At 59.6% G+C, this 17,992-nt stretch carries 14 protein-coding genes; 5 read left to right on the forward strand and 9 right to left on the reverse strand.

Annotation, left to right across the window (positions count from 1 at the left end; translation table 11 throughout):
• Positions 1 to 59 precede the first annotated feature (59 nt).
• From ACYZT2_RS05995 to ACYZT2_RS06010, 4 genes are all read left to right on the forward strand, one after another.
• Positions 60 to 1,559, forward strand: a complete 1,500-nt coding sequence (locus ACYZT2_RS05995; RefSeq protein ID WP_461970928.1) for an efflux transporter outer membrane subunit — start codon at positions 60 to 62, stop codon at positions 1,557 to 1,559.
• 153 nt (positions 1,560 to 1,712) lie between these two features.
• A complete protein-coding gene (locus tag ACYZT2_RS06000; RefSeq protein WP_461970930.1) occupies positions 1,713 to 3,917 on the forward strand; it encodes an FUSC family protein in 2,205 nt (734 codons plus the stop codon).
• Positions 3,907 to 4,107, forward strand: a complete 201-nt coding sequence (locus ACYZT2_RS06005) for a DUF1656 domain-containing protein (RefSeq protein WP_007896379.1) — start codon at positions 3,907 to 3,909, stop codon at positions 4,105 to 4,107. The genes ACYZT2_RS06000 and ACYZT2_RS06005 overlap by 11 nt, the downstream gene beginning before the upstream one ends.
• A gap of 25 nt (positions 4,108 to 4,132) precedes the next feature.
• Positions 4,133 to 4,981, forward strand: coding sequence for an efflux RND transporter periplasmic adaptor subunit (locus tag ACYZT2_RS06010; protein WP_123719952.1), 849 nt, complete (start codon positions 4,133 to 4,135; stop codon positions 4,979 to 4,981).
• Between the two features lie 128 nt (positions 4,982 to 5,109).
• Here the strand turns inward: ACYZT2_RS06010 and ACYZT2_RS06015 are convergent, their stop codons facing one another.
• The 3 genes from ACYZT2_RS06015 to ACYZT2_RS06025 form a co-directional block, all read right to left on the reverse strand.
• Positions 5,110 to 5,508, reverse strand: coding sequence for a DUF4440 domain-containing protein (locus ACYZT2_RS06015; RefSeq protein WP_461970932.1), 399 nt, complete (start codon positions 5,506 to 5,508; stop codon positions 5,110 to 5,112).
• A gap of 145 nt (positions 5,509 to 5,653) precedes the next feature.
• On the reverse strand, positions 5,654 to 6,478 hold the full coding sequence (locus ACYZT2_RS06020) for an SDR family oxidoreductase (RefSeq protein ID WP_461970934.1): 825 nt from the start codon (positions 6,476 to 6,478) through the stop codon (positions 5,654 to 5,656).
• A 31-nt stretch (positions 6,479 to 6,509) separates the two neighbouring features.
• On the reverse strand, positions 6,510 to 6,974 hold the full coding sequence (locus ACYZT2_RS06025) for a multidrug transporter (protein WP_461970936.1): 465 nt from the start codon (positions 6,972 to 6,974) through the stop codon (positions 6,510 to 6,512).
• Positions 6,975 to 7,152: 178 nt separating this feature from the next.
• Here ACYZT2_RS06025 and ACYZT2_RS06030 point away from each other — a divergent pair, with 178 nt between their 5' ends.
• Positions 7,153 to 9,996, forward strand: coding sequence for an RHS repeat domain-containing protein (locus ACYZT2_RS06030; RefSeq protein WP_461973000.1), 2,844 nt, complete (start codon positions 7,153 to 7,155; stop codon positions 9,994 to 9,996).
• An 83-nt stretch (positions 9,997 to 10,079) separates the two neighbouring features.
• Here the strand turns inward: ACYZT2_RS06030 and ACYZT2_RS06035 are convergent, their stop codons facing one another.
• The 6 genes from ACYZT2_RS06035 to ACYZT2_RS06060 form a co-directional block, all read right to left on the reverse strand.
• Positions 10,080 to 11,531, reverse strand: coding sequence for a mannose-1-phosphate guanylyltransferase/mannose-6-phosphate isomerase (locus ACYZT2_RS06035; protein ID WP_461970938.1), 1,452 nt, complete (start codon positions 11,529 to 11,531; stop codon positions 10,080 to 10,082).
• Between the two features lie 214 nt (positions 11,532 to 11,745).
• On the reverse strand, positions 11,746 to 12,411 hold the full coding sequence (locus ACYZT2_RS06040) for an alginate O-acetyltransferase AlgF (RefSeq protein WP_237884800.1): 666 nt from the start codon (positions 12,409 to 12,411) through the stop codon (positions 11,746 to 11,748).
• A gap of 14 nt (positions 12,412 to 12,425) precedes the next feature.
• Complete coding sequence (locus ACYZT2_RS06045; protein WP_461970941.1) at positions 12,426 to 13,601, reverse strand: alginate O-acetyltransferase; 1,176 nt, start codon at positions 13,599 to 13,601, stop codon at positions 12,426 to 12,428.
• Between the two features lie 11 nt (positions 13,602 to 13,612).
• Positions 13,613 to 15,178 (reverse strand): MBOAT family O-acyltransferase, encoded by a 1,566-nt coding sequence (locus tag ACYZT2_RS06050; protein ID WP_461970942.1) that lies wholly within the window; start codon positions 15,176 to 15,178, stop codon positions 13,613 to 13,615.
• Between the two features lie 211 nt (positions 15,179 to 15,389).
• Positions 15,390 to 16,520 (reverse strand): mannuronate-specific alginate lyase, encoded by a 1,131-nt coding sequence (locus tag ACYZT2_RS06055; RefSeq protein WP_461970944.1) that lies wholly within the window; start codon positions 16,518 to 16,520, stop codon positions 15,390 to 15,392.
• An 11-nt stretch (positions 16,521 to 16,531) separates the two neighbouring features.
• Entirely contained in the window at positions 16,532 to 17,983 is a 1,452-nt protein-coding gene (locus tag ACYZT2_RS06060) for an alginate O-acetyltransferase (RefSeq protein WP_461970946.1), read from the reverse strand.
• Between the last annotated feature and the right edge of the window lie 9 nt (positions 17,984 to 17,992).

Below are 17,992 nucleotides of genomic sequence, written 5' to 3' on the forward strand. Positions count from 1 at the left end.
GCCTTCGCGGGCAAGCCTCGCTCCTACAGGATCTCCCCCTATTTCAGGAAATCGCAGCAGTGCCGCGTCGCATCAACAGAGCGCTCAAGACGCTCGGTATTTTGGCTTTAACCCTGGCAATTAGTGGCTGCATCGGAACCGCAGGTATTGCTCCACAAGGCAAGGTACTGGAGGCCAATTCATTGGCCACCGACGACGCCATTCAGAGCGCCGCGCAGGATGCTCATTGGCCCACCGCTCAATGGTGGCAAGCCTACGGCGACCCGCAACTGAACCGCTGGATCGACCTCGCCCTGCAAGGCAGCCCGAGCATGGCCATGGCCGCGGCGCGAGTGCGTCAGGCGCGGTCCATGGCTGGCATTGCCGAGTCCGCCGAGTCGTTGCAGATCAATGGCCAATCCACCCTCAAGCGCCACAACTGGCCCATCGATCAGTTCTACGGCCCCGGCGAGTTGGCCAACAGCACCACCTGGGACAACAACGCCGCGCTGGGCTTCAGCTATGCCCTCGACCTTTGGGGGCGCGAAAGCAACGCCACCGAACGTGCCGTGGACATGGCCCACATGAGTGTCGCCGAAGCGCGGCAGGCCCAGCTCGAATTGCAGAACAACATCGTGCGCGCCTACATCGAGCTCTCATTGCATTACGCGCAACGGGACATCGTCGCGGCAACGTTGAAGCAGCAACAGCAAATTCTCGACCTGGCACAGAAACGTCTGGACGGCGGCATCGGCACGCATTTCGACGTCAGCCAGGCCGAAACACCGCTGCCGGAAACCCATCGTCAGCTCGATGCGCTGGACGAAGAAATTGCCCTCAGCCATAACCAACTCGCCGCTCTGGCCGGTAAGGGGCCGGGGGAGGGCGCGCAATTGCAACGGCCAACGTTGTCGTTGGGCGCGGCATTGAAACTGCCGTCGTCGCTGCCGGCGCAATTGCTCGGTCAACGCCCGGACGTGGTCGCCAGTCGCTGGCAAGTGGCGGCGCAGGCGCGGGGTATCGATGTTGCCCATGCCGGTTTCTATCCCAACGTCGATCTGGTCGGCAGCCTCGGCTACATGGCCACCGGCGGTGGGGCGCTGGAGTTTTTGACCGGCAAGAAGCTCAACTACAGCGTCGGTCCTGCGATCTCGTTGCCGATCCTCGATGGCGGTCGTTTGCGTTCGGAGTTGGGCGAAGCCTCGGCGGGTTATGACATCGCGGTGGCCAGGTACAACCAGACGCTGGTTAATGCGCTGAAGAACATCTCCGACCAGTTGATTCGCCGCGAGTCGATGGACAAGCAACAAGCCTTCGCCGCCGAGTCGGTGACCACGGCGCAGAAGACCTACGACATCGCGATGATCGCGTATCAGCGTGGGCTCGCCGATTACCTCAACGTGCTCAATGCGCAGACCTTGTTGTTCAAGCAGCAACAAGTGCAGCAGCAGGTTCAGGCCGCGCGCTTGAGTGCTCATGCGCAATTTGTGACTGCTTTGGGCGGAGGCCTCGGCGCTGGCAACGACGTCCCGAATGCCGAGAAAACCCAACCCCCGAAAACCCCGATTCTTTTGCGTTGAACACAAAACCTGTGGGAGCGAGCCTGCTCGCGATAGCGGTGTGTCAGTCGACATCAATGTTGAATGCGAAATCGCCATCGTCGGAACGCCGCCCGGAGCAGGCTCGCTCCCACAGGTTCTGCGTCTTAACCGAATCTCAATGAGCAAAATTCCATGACTCCCTTGCCCGCACCTTTGCGCTGGCTGTATTCCCTTGAATGGCGCCGGGGTTTCTACGACTGGGCGCGCAGCGACGGCGTGACCTGGGTCTACATTTTCAAGGTGCTGTTCGCCGCATTCCTGACCCTGTGGCTGGCCATGCGTCTGGAGTTGCCGCAACCACGTACCGCGATGATCACCGTATTCATCGTCATGCAACCGCAAAGCGGCCAAGTGTTTGCCAAGAGCTTCTATCGCTTCCTCGGCACGTTGGCCGGGTCGGCGGTGATGGTCGCGTTGATTGCCTTGTTTGCGCAGAACACCGAACTGTTCCTCGGCTCGCTGGCGATCTGGGTCGGCCTCTGCTCGGCCGGCGCGGCGCGTTATCGCAACTTCCGCGCCTATGGATTTGTACTCGCCGGTTATACGGCGGCGATGGTCGGGCTGCCTGCATTGGCTCACCCCGATGGCGCGTTCATGGCGGCGGTTTGGCGTGTATTGGAAATCTCCTTGGGGATTCTCTGCTCGACACTGGTCAGCGCCGCGATCCTGCCGCAAACCGCCAGTGCCGCGATGCGCAATGCCTTGTATCAGCGCTTCGGCGTATTTGCCTTGTTCGTCACCGATGGCTTGCGCGGTCGCAGCCGGCGCGAGGCGTTTGAAGCGAACAACGTGCGGTTTATCGCCGAGGCGGTGGGCCTGGAAGGGCTGCGCAGCGTCACGGTGTTCGAAGACCCGCACATGCGTCGGCGCAATGGGCGGCTCAGTCGTTTGAACAGCGAATTCATGGGCATTACCACGCGCTTCAATGCGCTGCATCAGTTGCTCGAACGCCTGCGCAGCGGCGGCACCGATCACGTTGTCGCGGCTATCAAACCGGGGTTACAGGATCTGGCCGAAGTGCTCGACGGTTTTAGCGGTCGCGCTTTGACCAGCCCCGACGCTGCACGCCTGGCCACCGCGTTGGCGACCTATAAGGAACACTTGCCGGCGCGCGTTCGTAGTTTGCGGGCGACCTTTCAGGAGAGTGATCCGAGCGACGCCGAGCAGCTGGATTTTCACACCGCCTACGAGCTGCTTTATCGCTTTGTCGACGACCTGCACAGTTATGCACAGACCCACGCGTCGCTGGCCGATCACAGCCACGAACGTGAACGTTGGGACGAGCCCTTCACCCCGCAAACCAACTGGCTGGCCTCGGCGGCATCGGGCATTCGCGCAGCGTTCATACTCGTGGTGCTCGGCAGTTATTGGGTGGCCACGGCGTGGCCGAGCGGGGCGACCATGACCCTGATCGCTGCTGCCACCGTGGGCCTTTCAGCGGCGACACCGAACCCCAAGCGCATGGCATTTCAGATGGCCTGCGGGACGTTGCTCGGGGCACTGATCGGCTTCGTCGAGATGTTTTTCATCTTCCCCTTGATCGATGGGTTTCCGTTGCTCTGCGTGATGCTCGCGCCGGTGATCGTGATCGGGGCGTTTCTGACTTCACGGCCGCAATACGCCGGGGTTGGCCTGGGGTTACTGATCTTCTTCAGCACCGGTTCGGTGCCGGACAACCTCACGGTTTACAACCCTTACGCCTTCATCAACGACTACATCGCCATGATCATGGGCATGCTGGTGTGCGCGGCGGCCGGGGCGATCATTCTGCCGCCCAACAGCCGCTGGTTATGGCGGCGGCTGGAGCAGGATTTGCGCGGGCAAGTGGTGTATGCCATCGGCGGCAAACTCAAAGGGTTGGCGTCGAGTTTCGAAAGTCGCACTCGCGATCTTTTGCATCAGGCCTATGGTCTGGCCGCGGGACAGCCACAGGTGCAACGGGACTTGCTGCGCTGGATGTTCGTGGTGCTGGAAGTCGGCCACGCGATCATCGAGTTGCGCAAGGAACAGGCGATTCTGCCGGTGCACCCGGCGTACGCCGAATCCCAGCCGTGGCGCCAGTCAATCCGGGTGATGGGGCGTTCGCTGGTGCGACTGTTTCTGCAACCCAGCCCGAGCAATCTGGAGCGTGCGCTGGTCGCGGTCGACCACGCGATCAGCCGCGTGCAGGCCACCGATGAGCCCTTCGCGCCGCATTTCGACACCTCTGCCTTGCGCCGGGTGAAAAGCTACCTGCACTTCATCCGCACCTCGCTGCTCGACCCGCAATCGCCGCTCGCGGACTGCATAAATGCCATCGCCACTGCCAAGCCCCAAGGACTTGAACATGCCTCGTGAAATCGCCTTCCACGGCGTGTACATGCCGACCATGACCCTGATGTTTTTCATTGCGGCGGCGCTGGCCTGGGCGCTGGACCGGTTCCTCTCCGGGTTTGATTTGTACCGTTTCTTCTGGCACCCGGCGCTGCTGCGCCTGAGTCTGTTTACCTGTCTGTTCGGCGCCCTGGCGCTGACTGTCTACCGTTGACTCTCTATCTCTGAAGAAGGCCCCGATGAAAAAGCTTTTCAGCCTGCTCGCGACCCTGCTGGTGTTGGCCCTTGCCCTGTGGATCGGCCGGACCCTGTGGGTGCATTACATGAACACACCCTGGACCCGCGACGGCCGGGTGCGCGCCGACATCATCAACGTCGCCGCCGACGTTACCGGTGAAGTGGTGGACGTGCCGGTGCGCGACAACCAGCTAGTGAAGAAGGGCGATTTGCTGATGCGCATCGACCCCGAGCATTACCGCATCGCGGTGAAACAGGCGCAGTCGCTGGTGGCTTCGCGCAAAGCCACGTGGGAGATGCGCAAGGTCAACGCCCATCGCCGCGCCGACCTCGACAACCTGGTGATCTCCAGGGAAAACCGCGACGACGCCACCAACATCGCCGACTCGGCCCTGGCCGATTACCAGCACGCCCAGGCGCAACTGGAAGCGGCCGAACTGAACCTCAAACGCACGGAAGTACGTGCGGCGGTGGACGGCTACGTCACCAACCTCAACGTCCATCGCGGCGACTACGCACGCATCGGCGAAGCGAAAATGGCCGTGGTCGATATGAACTCGTTCTGGGTGTATGGCTTCTTCGAAGAAACCAAACTGCCCCGCGTGCGCGTGGGTGATAAAGCCGATATGCAACTGATGAGCGGCGAAGTGCTCAAGGGCCATGTGGAAAGCATTTCTCGCGGCATCTATGACCGCGACAACCCGGAAAGCCGCGAGCTGATCGCCGACGTGAACCCGACCTTCAACTGGGTGCGCCTGGCGCAGCGGGTGCCGGTGCGGATTCACATTGATGAAGTGCCGGAGGGCGTGCTGTTGGCGGCGGGGATTACGTGTACGGTGGTTGTTAACTAGCCGTTAGACCGAGTCGCGTCCATCGCGAGCAGGCTCGCTCCCACAGGGGATTTGCGTCGTTCGCCGAATCAGCGTTCGAGCTCGGTCAATGTGGGAGCGAGCCTGCTCGCGATGGGCGCAACTCGGTCTCACCCCTTGCAAAACGTCTCATGCAAATGCCGCCAAACCACCTTGCCATCGGCCTGTTTCTCAAACACCACCGAGGATCGCCGATCAGAATGCAGCCCTGTCGCATCAGTCTGCTGCTCGCGGTAACTCACCACTGCGCCACCGTCGTACAGCGCGATACCTCGCAACTCGCTGAGCTCGATCCTGAACCCGAGCTTCTTCCCGCCCGCCAGCAGAAACAATTCATTCAACGCCTCGAAATCCAGCACCCGGCCCAATGGCGAGATCATGGAAAACTGCGGCGAAAAACGCGTCAGCAATTGCTGAAGCTCGGACTCGTCTCGCTCCTCGGCCAACCATTGCTCGATGGCTATGTGGGCCTGGATCACTTCGTCAAAGTATTCGGTGTAGTCGCTCATGTTGTTTCCTGAAAGTCTGCAAAGTCTGTTCTGACGTCATCGCGAGCAAGCTCGCTCCCACAGTGATCGTTGGTGTGAATGCTATCTATGCTACCCAGTAGAACCTTGTGGGAGCGGGCTTGCCCGCGATGGCGTCAACCCGGTCTCAAAGTTGCCCGCGCAACCCGAACCGCTTCATCAACCCCGACTCAAGCAACCCTTTTGGCAGCAACCCCGCCATCAACGGCAACGCCCGGCTACCATTACCCAAACGCACCAGACGCGGCGGTTTATTCTGCTGCACTGCCTTCAATAAACCGGCGGCAAATTCACTGGCCGGCGTCGGCTTGTCCTGAGACGCCTTGGCCCGTGCACGAATGCCTTCACGCAGCGGCCACCAGGGCGACTGCTCGGTGATCAGTTGCTCAGCTTCGTTGCCGGCATTCTTGGCGAAGCTGGACGCGATAGCCCCAGGCTGAACTTCCATGACCCGCACGCCGAATGGCGCCAATTCCATGCGCAACGCATCGCTCAAGGCATGCACCGCAGCTTTCGAGGCGCAGTAAGCACCGGCAAACGGCGTGACCAGAACCCCGGAAACGCTGCCGATGTTCACCACCAGGCCCCTGGCGCGACGCAGCACCGGGAACATCGCGCGAGTGACGCCAACGATCGCAAATACGTTGGTTTCGAATTGCCGTTGCATGGCCGGCACACCGCCGTCGAGCAGCGGCCCCATAGCGCCATAACCGGCGTTGTTGATTAGCACATCAAGACCGCCGCACTGCTGATTTATCCGCTCACTCAGTTGTTCGAGGACCGGGCCATCGTTCACGTCCAGCTGCACGGCGGTGAAACCGGCAGCGGTTAGAGCGGCTACGTCTTCAGCCTTGCGGGCGCTGGCCCAGACTTCGTAACCGGCACTTTTGAAAGCGTCGGCGAGGGCGCGGCCAATGCCGCTGGAACAACCGGTAATCAACGCAACGGGCATGGCGCGGTCCTTGTGCAAAAAAAAGGGAGGATCAGTCGGAGAAACTACCCTGCAAACGCTCGGCGCGAAACTCCAGGGTTTGCGGGCGATAGCCGGGGCGCAGGGGCGGCATTGGCAAGCAGTCTTCCCAATTGCCGCCGGCCTGCAATTCGCCGGGGCCGCGATAACGTGGCGCGGCGTATTGATTATCGGCCAGATTGACCGTGTCGCCCGGAGCATAAGCGGCGATACGCCAGCGCAGTTCGGTCAGCGGTACGTCATTGCCGTTGTTCATGCTCAGTTTCAAGGGGCGATCCGCCGGGCAGTGCTCCGGGGCATAGACGATGCGCAGCTCAAGGCGCGCCAGTTGCTTGACCTCGCGGGTGTCCAGCCAGAATACCCACACCGCTACCAGGCCCAATCCGACGGCGGCGGCCATGGAAACCGGCACGGCCTTGGACGGGTAGCGCAGCAGCAGGATCAGCCAGGTGATGACCAGCAGGACGCCGATGAACATGTGTGAACGCTCCTTGAACTCATAACCACCATCCTACCGAAGGGGCGCGGGAATGGACATTCGTGGAGCAAGATCGATGGCCGTTGGTCGGTACTGTCATTTCTGATAGTAGCCAGGCATGTCCACGAACGGTTAGATGCCGATTGGCAAACAGGACATAGGCAAGCAGGTCTTGACGATGGGAATGCACCACAAAACACCAAAATTGTCTGTCGTCGACCCGCGTGGCTTGTTGATCCGTTCGGTGGACTATTGGCGCGCCGTCGTAAACCTGCCCAGCGAAGCACGCATCAATCGCACCGCCCATGATGCTGCGGGCCACCCCATAAAACAGTGGGATCCGCGGCTTTGGGCATTGCAGGATGAAGATCCTCTGACACCCGCCAATTCAACGACCGTGCATTCGCTGTCCGGCAATGCGCTGTGTACCGTCAGCGTCGATGCTGGATTGCAACTGAACCTGCCCGGTCTGGGTGACGAGATTTTGCTGGCGTGGGACAGCCGAGGTACACGACGCGAAGTTGAATACGACGACCTGCTCCGTCCCGTGGCAGTGTTCGAGCAGGGCCTAACCGAGCCGCGAAGGTCAGTTGAACGCATGGCCTATGGCGGTCCCGACCATCGTGACCAGAATCAATGTGGCCAGTTGATCCGTCATGACGATCCCGCCGGGACTGTGCTGTTTGAGGCATTTTCGATCACCGGCCAATGCGTGAAGCAAGTTCGTCACTTCACGCTGGACCCTGTTACGCCTGACTGGCCGGAGTTGGAAGCCGATCGCCAGCGGCTGCTTGAGGTGGAGGAGGGGGCTGTTTCAACGTGGAATTTCGGTCCGTTGGGCGATGTTCTGGAACAGATTGATGCCAAGGAAAACCGCCAGTCCTTCAGCCTGACCCTTGACGGTTCCTTGCGTGAGGCGCGCTTGCAACTTCAGGGGCTGACTACCTGGCAGACGCTGGTCAGTGATATCCAGTACAACGCCCAAGGGCAAGTTGCGCACGAAACTGCCGGCAACGCTGTGCAAACCACTCTGGTTTACCGAGCTGAAGACGGATTATTGAGGGAGCGGCGGGCGCAGGATGCGAGTGCTCGATTGTTGCAGCATCTGATCTATGAATATGACCGAATGGGCAACGTCCTCAGCATCGAAGACAAGGCACTGGCCGTGCGTCACTTTGCCAATCAGCGTATCGAGCCGCTCAGCCGTTTTAGCTACGACAGCCTCTACCAGTTGATTGAAGCCTTTGGCTGGGAGGCGGGCAGTGCCAATCAGGGACCCGCATCGATGGGACGGGTCGATCCGGCGGCGGTCAGCAACTACCGGCAGATTTACAGCTATGACGAAAGCGGCAATCTGTTGATGCTGACCCACGTTGGCGCACAAGGCCCGGGGCGTGAACTGAAGGCCGCCCGCTACAGCAATCGCTGTCTGCCCTGGCGCAACGGGGTGCCACCCACCGAAGCAGAAATCGCTGCCGCGTTCGATGCCAGGGGCAATTTACTGGCGCTGGATCAGGGCCGGTTTCTGACGTGGGATCTGCGCAACCAACTGCAATCGGTCAGTCCGGTGGAGCGCGTCCGGGGGCTCAATGATCAGGAGTTCTATGTCTACGATGGCGGTGGCCAGCGAGTGCGTAAAATTCGCTCACTCAATACCAATGCCCGCACCGTGGTGGCTGAAGTGCGTTACTTGCCGGGGCTGGAACTTCGTACCGACAGTGGCGCCGGGGAAGTACTGCAAGTCATCACCGCTCAGGCGGGCCTCAACAGCGTCCGGGTATGGCACTGGGAGACGGATCCACCGTCCGGCGTGCCCAAAAATCTATACCGTTACAACCTCGTTGATCACCTGAACTCTTGCACCCTGGAACTCGCCGATGCCGCGCGAATCATCAGTCAGGAAACCTACTATCCCTTCGGCGAGACCGCGTGGTTTGCCGGAACGGACGTCGTTGAAGCAAGTTACAAAACCATTCGTTATTCGGGCAAGGAGCGGGACGCCACAGGGCTTTATTACTATGGGCTGCGTTATTACGTGCCGTGGTTGCAACGTTGGCTCAACCCAGATCCCAAGGGGTTCGTCGATGGGCCGAATCTGTATCAGATGGTCGGTAATTCGCCGTTGACTTATGTCGATAGCGACGGCGGTGGAAAGACTGAAACTTCGGAGTTGAATGAGAGCCTGGATAAGCAGCAAACCTTGGTCTCATCGGTTGGAGGAGCCGTTTCGGATCTCAAGAATTCAATACTCAATCACGCCTATCCGCTGCATCGGTTCAAAGCACTGGGCCGACGGATCGCTACCCAACTTGCCAGCAGTGCTGTCAGTGCGACCGGTACGGCGGCGGGAGCTGCGGCAGGCGGTGCCTTGGGTGGGTTGATAGGTCCAGGGGGCGCAGCGCTAGGGGTCAAGGTCGGGACGAAAGTCGGCTCCAAGGCGGCAGATGCTTTGATTTCCAAGGTGGTGGACACCTATCAACTGGACCGTCCGATCAACTTCAAGGGTAACGAAATGAACCCTAAGGCATTCATCGAGAGCGTTGAACCCAAAAAGAAACTCAGTCTTGCAACGGCCAAACTTGAACTGGCTGCAGTTGACCCGCGGACAAGTGAAGGGCGAAAGCAATTGAGGAAACAAATCACCACCGCAGTTGTTGATAAGGTGGTCGAAAAGGTCGGCAGTAAGCTGGGGTCGCAAGCGCCAGGTCTGATCAAGACAAGTCGGGAGTTTTACCACGCATCGCAAGGACTGAACGCGACATCGCTTAGCGGGGCTTACGATGAAATACCCGCCGTAATCGATATGCTGGAATTCAGGATGCAGGCAATCAAAATTGAATTCGCTAGTTCCGGTAGCGCTGATCCGGAAACCTTCGAGAAAGTCGCTGAAGTTTCGACGCAGACGCAAGCGGTGGTTCAGACCTTGAACCGACAGCAGGATTTCATTGAGCTTGTCGCGCCCAAGCCTTACGCCGGAAGACGACAATCACTTAATGAGACATCCAAGTCAGCTCACGGCTGACGTAAGAGAAAAAAGCCCCCGCCCAACCCACTGCGGATAGGGAGCGCAGCGGGCTGGACGGGGGCTTCTTGTTTTACTGAGCGTTACTGCGCGATGGTTTTCACCGACACGCCGCGTTCGATCGGGGTGGAGCGACCGTAGATATCTTCAAACCGCTCGATATCGTCTTCACCCAGGTAGCTGCCCGATTGCACTTCGATGATTTCCAGCGAGATCTTGCCCGGGTTGCGCAAGCGGTGGACCGAGGCGATCGGGATGTAGGTCGACTGGTTTTCAGTCAGCAGGAACACGTTTTCGTCGCAGGTCACTTCGGCAGTGCCGCTGACCACGATCCAGTGTTCGGCGCGGTGGTGGTGCATCTGCAGCGAAAGGCACGCGCCCGGTTTGACCGAGATGCGCTTGACCTGGAAACGGCCACCCATGTCGACCGAGTCGTAGGAGCCCCACGGACGATAGACTTCGCAGTGGTTCTGGGTTTCGCTGCGGCCCTGCTCGTTGAGGGTGTTGACCATCTGTTTCACGCCTTGGACCTTGTCCTTGTGGACGATCATCATGGCGTCCTTGGTTTCGACGACCACGATGTTTTCCAGGCCGATCACCGACACCAGTTTGCCGTTGCCGTGGATCATGCAGTTTTTGCTGTCCTGGATGACCACGTCGCCTTTGGTGACGTTACCGTTGGCGTCTTTTTCATTGACTTCCCACAGCGACGACCAGCAACCGACATCGCTCCAGCCAGCGGTCAGCGGCACTACGCAGGCGCGCTGGGTTTTTTCCATCACCGAATAGTCGATGGAATTGTCCGGGCAGCAGGCGAAGGTGGCAGGGTCGATATCGACGGTGTCGGCATCGTGTGCGCTACGTTCCAGCGTCAGTACGCAGGTGTCGTAAATGTCCGGATCGTGTTTTTTCAGTTCTTCGAGGAAACGGCTGGCGCGGAACAGGAACATGCCGCTGTTCCAGAAGTAACCACCGGACTGGACGAATTCGGTGGCGCGTTTCACGTCAGGTTTTTCGACGAAGTGCGAGACACGGCTGACGCCTTCCGGCAGCAGCGCATCGTTGGTGGATTTGATGTAGCCGTAACCGGTTTCCGGTTTGGTCGCCGGCACGCCGAACAGCACCATCTCGCCACGTTCGGCTGCCACAGTGGCCAAGGCCAGGGCGCGTTGCAGGGCTTTCTGGTCTTCCAGCACGTGGTCGGCTGGCAGCACCAGCATCAACTCGTCGCGACCTTCATTGACCAGCATCATCGCGGTCAGGGCCACTGCTGGCGAGGTGTTGCGGCCGAAGGGTTCCATCAGAATGCGCTGGGTGTCCAGGTTGCGGGCGCTCAGCTGCTCGTTGACGATGAAACGGTGTTCCTTGTTGCAGACCACGATCGGGGTGTCCATGCCTTCGAGCACCAGGCGTTCCAGGGTTTGCTGGAATAGCGTGTGTTCGCCGGTCAGGGCGAGGAATTGCTTGGGGAATTGCTTACGCGAAAGCGGCCAAAGACGTGAGCCGCTACCACCTGACAAGATCACCGGAATCATGTTGTTACTCCTTTAAAATCGATTGGTTAGAGCCACGAACGTTCTGTCGTTTCACTCTTGTTCTTGTTCCGTGTCCCGACTGACACCTCGGTTTATTGTGGGAGCGAGCCTGCTCGCGAAGGCGGCGTATCAGTCGACATCGATGCTGAATGTCAGACCGCAATCGCGAGCAGGCTCGCTCCCACAGGGGGGATGCGTCAGTCAGGAAAATTTGTTAGCGCGTCGAAACCGGGCGCTTGACCCACACTGGCGACAGGCTGCTGCCGCTGCCGGTGACGTACAGCACCGCCGCTTCGCCTCGTTCCAGGGCAACCGGCTTCACGTCACCGACTTTGGTGGCGCCGTCGTACAGAGCCAAGCTGACTTTCACCGGGTTGATTTCACGCTCGCCACGGCCCTTGGCCGCTACGGACGGGACCACTTCGGTCTTGCCGTCGGCGGTTTTCAGGGTCAGGGCCTTGTCGCTGAGGTTCTGTACGCGAACCAGGGATTTCTGCTTGTTCTTGAACGGCGGCTCTTCGATCAGTTGTGGCGCGCCGCTGGCGTTGTTGACCAGGGTGTAATAATGGTCGCCGGCCAATTTCACCGGCAGTGTCTGGCTGCCGACTTTGGCGCTGTAATCGCCGCCCGGCATGAAGCTGAAATCTGTGCTGGACAGCGGCGCGACTTCGCTCAGGTTGGTGGTGCCAACAGTGGCGCTGACTTCAGCGTTGCCGGCGTTGAAGACCCGCACGAAACTGGAGCCTTTTGGTGCGGTCGGGCCGTAGAGCGCGCCGTCACCGGCGAAGGCCTGCATCGACAGCACGCTCATGCCGGCGACGAGGGCAACTGCTTTGATGGAGCGAGCGGCGAGACGGCGAGGAGTAGTAGTGAAAGTCATGGTGTACCTCTCTTTCAGTTTTGCGCCCGGTCGGGCGTCTCGGATTTAGTGTATGCAGCTACGTTTTGTTGGCGCGCGCCGGCTTGTTTAAGCTCTGCGACCCACTGCGGGTCGGCGTCACCGATTTCGTTGTTCACAGGCAGATATCGTTCAGGGAACTCCCAGATCAGCACTTGTGGCGGACTGTTCTTGAAAGCATCGCTTTTCAGGTAGGTGAGCATCGGCAGAATCGGGCCATGGCCGTCTTCGGCGTAATTGACCACGTCGCTGCGCAGTGCTTCTTTCAGCGCACCGACGAAGTTCCAGTTCGGGTTGGCGCTGTAGCTGGTGCCAATCAGGGCCACCGGCACTTCAGTGTTGGCGAACAGAGCGTCGTCACCGGCAGGCTGATCTTGCGCAGCCACGGTGTTGCGCTTCTGCAATGGCTCTTGCGCTGGCATCAGGTTTTCGAACAGCGGGTCCAGCGGCAGGAACAACCGGAGGTCGCCCTTGTGCGTCACCTTTTCCGCAGGTTCGGTGACGAAGTTTTGCGGTTCGCCGCTGAGCGGAGCCTTGTCGGCAATGGTCTTGGCCAGGGTCTGGGCAGCGATTTGCGCGCCTTCAGGGGTCCAGTGGGTGTCGGTGCGCAGGAACACTTGCTGACCGTCCTGCTTGCCCTTTTGCAGCGGGCCGAGCAGGTCAGGGGCGAGGATCTTGTTGGCCGCCACACGAGCGTGGAAATCCTTGTACAGATTGGCGTGGATACTCGCCGGCTTCACTTCACCCAGATGTTCCGGGTACAGACGCGTCTTGGCCGGGACAATCGCCATCACCAGCTGCACGCCTTGCTTTTTCAGTTCCTGACGCACGCCTTCGACCAGCGCGTAGTTGCCCTGCAGGTTCAACTCTTCGTTGACGATCGGGTGGAACTCTTCATCGCTGTAGAGCCACTGATCGCGACCGAGCACTACGCCCGGACGACCTTCGTTGAACAGTTTGAAATCCAGCGCGGCCCAAAGGTTGGTGCCCAGGCGCTTGATCGGGAACTCGTCGTCGTAGTGTGTTTCAACGGCTTTGCTCCAGCGACCGTTGAGCACGGTCGCATCGGCGTTGGTGCTGAAACCGAAGAAGCTGCGTACCGACCACACACCCAGGACCAGCAAGGTCACCAGGAACAGGGCGATGTAGAAGATGCGTAATGAGCGGGTCATAGTCAGATCCCTCAGAACTGGAAGTAAAGGAACGGCGAGAAGCTTTGCGCCGAGAGTTTGAGAATCGAGGCGATGAACAGCAGCAGTACCAGAGCGCGCATCACGTAACGGGACCAGTCAGCGGTCCAGTAGGCCGGTTGCACAGTCGCTTCAACGCCGACGGTGTAACCCGGTTCGTGGATGCTGCCCGGGTTGTCGCCCGGTACGGCTTTGATCAAACCTGGCGTCGCCGCGGCCGGGCCATCGGTCTCGGTGTTCGCGGCAGGCTTGGTCTTGATCGGCGGCTGGTTGGTGTAGAAATCACGCAGGCCGAAGAACGCCAGGGTTGCGTAAGCCACCACCAGGGTCGCCACTTGCAGACCGGTGAGGTTGGCCTGGTTGAGTTCCGACAGCGACCATTCGCCGAAGCTGAACATCGCGCCGTACATGCGACCGGCGACGTGCAGGTTTTCTGCGCGGAAGATCACCCAGCCCATCACCACCAGCAGGAAGGTCAGGGCCCAGCGAACCGGGTTGAAGCTGCGCGGCGAAGTGTTCAGGCCGATGGCCTTTTCGATCGCCAGCCACATGCCGTGCCAGGCACCCCAGATGATGTAGGTGATGTTCGCGCCGTGCCACAGACCACCAAGCAGCATGGTCAGGAACAGGTTGCGATAGGTCATCAGCGTGCCTTTACGGTTACCGCCGAGGGTGATGTACAGATAGTCACGCAACCAGGTCGACAGGCTGATGTGCCAGCGACGCCAGAACTCGGTGATCGACTGGCTGATGTACGGCTGTTTGAAGTTTTCCATGAAGCGGAAACCCATCATCAAGCCCAGACCAATCGCCATGTCGCTATAGCCGGAGAAGTCGAAGTACAGCTGCGCGGTGTAGGCCAGGGCGCCGAGCCAGGCATCGCCCGTGGTCGGGTTCTGCAAGGCGAAGCAATGGTCGGCCACCACCGCCAGGGTGTCGGCGATGAAGACCTTCTTGATGAAGCCCTGCATGAACCGCGTGGCACCTTCGGAGAACTTGTCGAGGGTGTGGGTGCGGTTGTTGAACTGGTCCGCCAGGTCACGGAAGCGCAACACCGGACCTGCGATCAGGTGCGGGAAGATCGCCACGAATGCGGCAAAGTCGATCAGGTTGCGGGTCGCCGGGGTATCACCGCGGTAGACGTCGATGATGTAGCTGATGGACTCGAAGATGTAGAACGAGATCCCGATCGGCAACAGCACGTGGGTCAGGATGAACGGCGACAGACCGACCGAGGTCATCATCGCGTTGATGCTGTCCACGCCGAAGTTGGCGTACTTGAAGTAGCCGAGGATGCACAGGTCGACGCCCACGCCCAGGAGCAGCCAGCGCTGGGCCGGTTTGGTCCGAACGCCTGCCGCACCGACTTTCAGGCCGATCCAGTAGTTCCACAGCGTGACGGCTGCGAACAGCGCAAGGAAGTCCACACGCCACCAGGCGTAGAACACGTAGCTGGCAATCAGCAGCAGCAAGTTGCGATAGCGTATTCCGCTCAGGTAGTACATGCCGAGAAAGATCGGCAAGAACAGAAACAGGAACACGTTGGATGAAAATACCATCCCGATCTCTCCATGTTTAACCAACAGTCAAGGGCCGACGGCCCCCCCAAACCCCCCATGAAAATCCGGGGGGCGTAACAAACTACTCATGCCTGACACTGACCCTGTGGGAGCGAGCCTGCTCGCGATTGCGATCTGACATTCAACATCAATGTCGACTGACACTCAGTCATCGCGAGCAGGCTCGCTCCCACAAGGGTTTTGTGTTTGCCTAAGAGCCTTTGCCCTTCTCGCTGGCCGGGTCGTAGACCTTGGTCAAATCCCCGCCGAGGCGGAAGGTCTTGAACGGCTGCATTTTGTGTTTCTGCGCCAGCACCTCCGGCGTGCAGGTGTAGAGCGAGCAGAACGGTTCGAGCCAGGCGAATTTCGAATCGACCTTGAGGTCGGTCATGTCCTGCTCTTTACCGTTCTTCTCCTCGAATTCATCCGGGTCTTCCACGCCTGCAAGCACGCGATCACCCAGGCGTTTTAAGGCGCCGTTGTTTTCCTGGCGCAAATCCACACCGTTGACCTGAGCGAAACTGGCGATCATCGCCAGTGGCGGCAGGGCATAGTTGTGATAGGCGAGGGCGCGTTGCTGGCGCTTGAGTTCGTTGGGCAGGAAACCTTGGGCGTCGACCTGATTGACGCCGACCTTGTATTCCTTGACGGCCCAATCGAACAGGTCGCGGCGGTTGGTGGCGACCGACGTGGCCATCACCGACCAGGCGGCCCAGTACGAGTGGTTGTTGGTTTGCTCGAGCGGCAGGTTGTCCCAGTCGCTGACCACCTGATCGGCCATTTTGCTGAACCAGGCTTCGATCACTTGCGCCTCTTGCTGGTGGGTAGCCAGCGGATGCGAGTCAGAGAACTTCAAGCGGACATAGGACGAAGCCATGCTGCCCAACGCCCATTTGCGCATGGACTTGCCGGTGTGGTTGAAGTCCTTGGACATCAGTGCATCCGCCCGAGCCCAAGTAGCCAGCCAGTTGAGGGTGCATTCCAGTTGTGCAGGATTACCGTCACGCATGAACTTCATCACTTGCTTGCTGGTGCTGCGCTCGATCTTGGTGATGTCGGCGGTGGTGTCGCGGAAAGCTTTTTCCGATGCCTCGTTCAGGGTCGAACGGGCCTTGTCGGAGCCTTCGTATTTGCTGCGAAATTGCAGGGCGCCGGTGTAGGGCGTCGGCATCGCTTCGCAGCCTTCACGCTTGTCGCCGGTTTTGACTTTTTCAATTGGCGCGAAGTAACCCTGCGGCGGGCGAAGTGGCGCGGCGGCCTGGGTGGCGCCGGCGAACATCGCCAGCGTCAGCAGGGAGGGCGCGAGTAACTTTTTCAGCGTTCGGGTTTGCATGCAGTTCATAAGAGGTAGCCTCATTGCCCGGCTTGAGCGGTACGCTGCCCGGTGCCGGAGAACACGTTGCGTTTGCAGATTTTCGCTTCGACTTTCTGAGGCGTGGTACCTGGTTTTTCAGGTCCCTGGACTTCGACGGCCAGCAGGTTCTGCGAGGCCCAGTCTTCGTCCGTGCGCAACTCGAAGGCGAAACGCCCGTCGGTATCGGAGGTTTCCGGTTTCTCGATCTTGATGTCCTCGTGGCGCCCGTTCATGTACCAGAGGGTGGCTTGCAAGGTTTTCACCGAGGTGTCGGCGAAGCGGATATCGACCTGGTGACTGCTGTTGCGCAGGTCCAGGTTCTTGCTGTTGACCATCAATTCGTTTTTGCCCGGTTTCAGCGTGGCACTGGCGCTCATCTGTGCATCTTTGCCTTCGCAACCGTTGTCCAGCAGCGCCATCATCTGGCGGTAGATGGTTTCCTGATCGAGGCGATAAAGCGGCGAGAATTCCCAGATGAGGATTTTCGGTGGTTTGGTCTGGAACTCTTCGCTGCCCAGGTACTGCAGCATCGAACCTTCGAAGCCACCACCGGGGAACGCCACGTTGAGGATGTCGGCACCGATGGCCTCTTCGAGGAAACCGGCGAAGTTGTAGTTCTTGCCACTGTGGCTGGTGCCGACCAGGGTGATTTCCGGATTGCCGGAATCACTGAACAGATCGCCATCGCCCGCTTCGCCCTTTGGCTCGGTGGTGAACTGATCCATGTACTGGATCGCGTAGCTAGTGCCACAGAGTTGACCCGCCATGTTGTGTAACGTTCCGGTCTTGCCCATGCGACCCGACTTATGGGTCTCGAATTCACGCTTGGGAACGTCGGCGAAGGCCGGCAATTGCTTGACCTTCTCGGCGACAATTTTCGCTGTGCGTTGGGCGCCATACGGCGTCCAGTGTTGGTCGCCGCGGAAGTAGAAATCGTGAGCCGGCAGGGTTTCGGGCAGCGATTCGTTGGTCAGCGGCGACAGGTCCGGGACTACGTAACCCATTTGCGCGAAACGTCCGAGCATGGTTTTGTAGTTCTTCAGCGCCTTGTCAAAATCGTAGCTCGCCTTCTCTGCCGGGTTCAGCTTGTTGCGGTTCACCAGGCCACGGGTCGGCTGGTAAACGATGACCAGTTCCACACCTTTGCTCTTGAACGCATCGTGCAGTTGTTTCAGGCGTTTGTAGCCGGCGGGTGTGGTGTCGAACTCGGTGCGCAAGTCTTCTTGCGTACGGAACAGCCAATCGCCCTGCGCCTGCACCAGCGTGGTGAAGTTCTGCTGATAGCGGGTGGTGTAGTTCTTCGCGTCGTGGGCGGCGGGGCACAGGCTGCAGCAATCCTCGGCCTTGAAGCTGGGTGCTTTGGCGTCTTCGGCACGTACGCCAGTGCTGGCCGCGAGAATGCCCGCGGTCAGGGCCGACAGGCTGAGTAATTTGATCAAGTGTGAGTGCATAAAATTATC

Source organism: Pseudomonas sp. MDT1-85, assembly GCF_054898065.1.

Coding starts and splice junctions, on each gene's coding strand:
- ACYZT2_RS06000 (WP_461970930.1), top strand. CDS start 1,713: ATGACTCCCTTGCCCGCACCTTTGCGCTGGCTGTATTCCCTTGAATGG.
- ACYZT2_RS06005 (WP_007896379.1), top strand. CDS start 3,907: ATGCCTCGTGAAATCGCCTTCCACGGCGTGTACATGCCGACCATGACC.
- ACYZT2_RS06010 (WP_123719952.1), top strand. CDS start 4,133: ATGAAAAAGCTTTTCAGCCTGCTCGCGACCCTGCTGGTGTTGGCCCTT.
- ACYZT2_RS06015 (WP_461970932.1), bottom strand. CDS start 5,508: ATGAGCGACTACACCGAATACTTTGACGAAGTGATCCAGGCCCACATA.
- ACYZT2_RS06020 (WP_461970934.1), bottom strand. CDS start 6,478: ATGCCCGTTGCGTTGATTACCGGTTGTTCCAGCGGCATTGGCCGCGCC.
- ACYZT2_RS06025 (WP_461970936.1), bottom strand. CDS start 6,974: ATGTTCATCGGCGTCCTGCTGGTCATCACCTGGCTGATCCTGCTGCTG.
- ACYZT2_RS06030 (WP_461973000.1), top strand. CDS start 7,153: ATGGGAATGCACCACAAAACACCAAAATTGTCTGTCGTCGACCCGCGT.
- ACYZT2_RS06035 (WP_461970938.1), bottom strand. CDS start 11,531: ATGATTCCGGTGATCTTGTCAGGTGGTAGCGGCTCACGTCTTTGGCCG.
- ACYZT2_RS06040 (WP_237884800.1), bottom strand. CDS start 12,411: ATGACTTTCACTACTACTCCTCGCCGTCTCGCCGCTCGCTCCATCAAA.
- ACYZT2_RS06045 (WP_461970941.1), bottom strand. CDS start 13,601: ATGACCCGCTCATTACGCATCTTCTACATCGCCCTGTTCCTGGTGACC.
- ACYZT2_RS06050 (WP_461970942.1), bottom strand. CDS start 15,178: ATGGTATTTTCATCCAACGTGTTCCTGTTTCTGTTCTTGCCGATCTTT.
- ACYZT2_RS06055 (WP_461970944.1), bottom strand. CDS start 16,520: ATGAACTGCATGCAAACCCGAACGCTGAAAAAGTTACTCGCGCCCTCC.
- ACYZT2_RS06060 (WP_461970946.1), bottom strand. CDS start 17,983: ATGCACTCACACTTGATCAAATTACTCAGCCTGTCGGCCCTGACCGCG.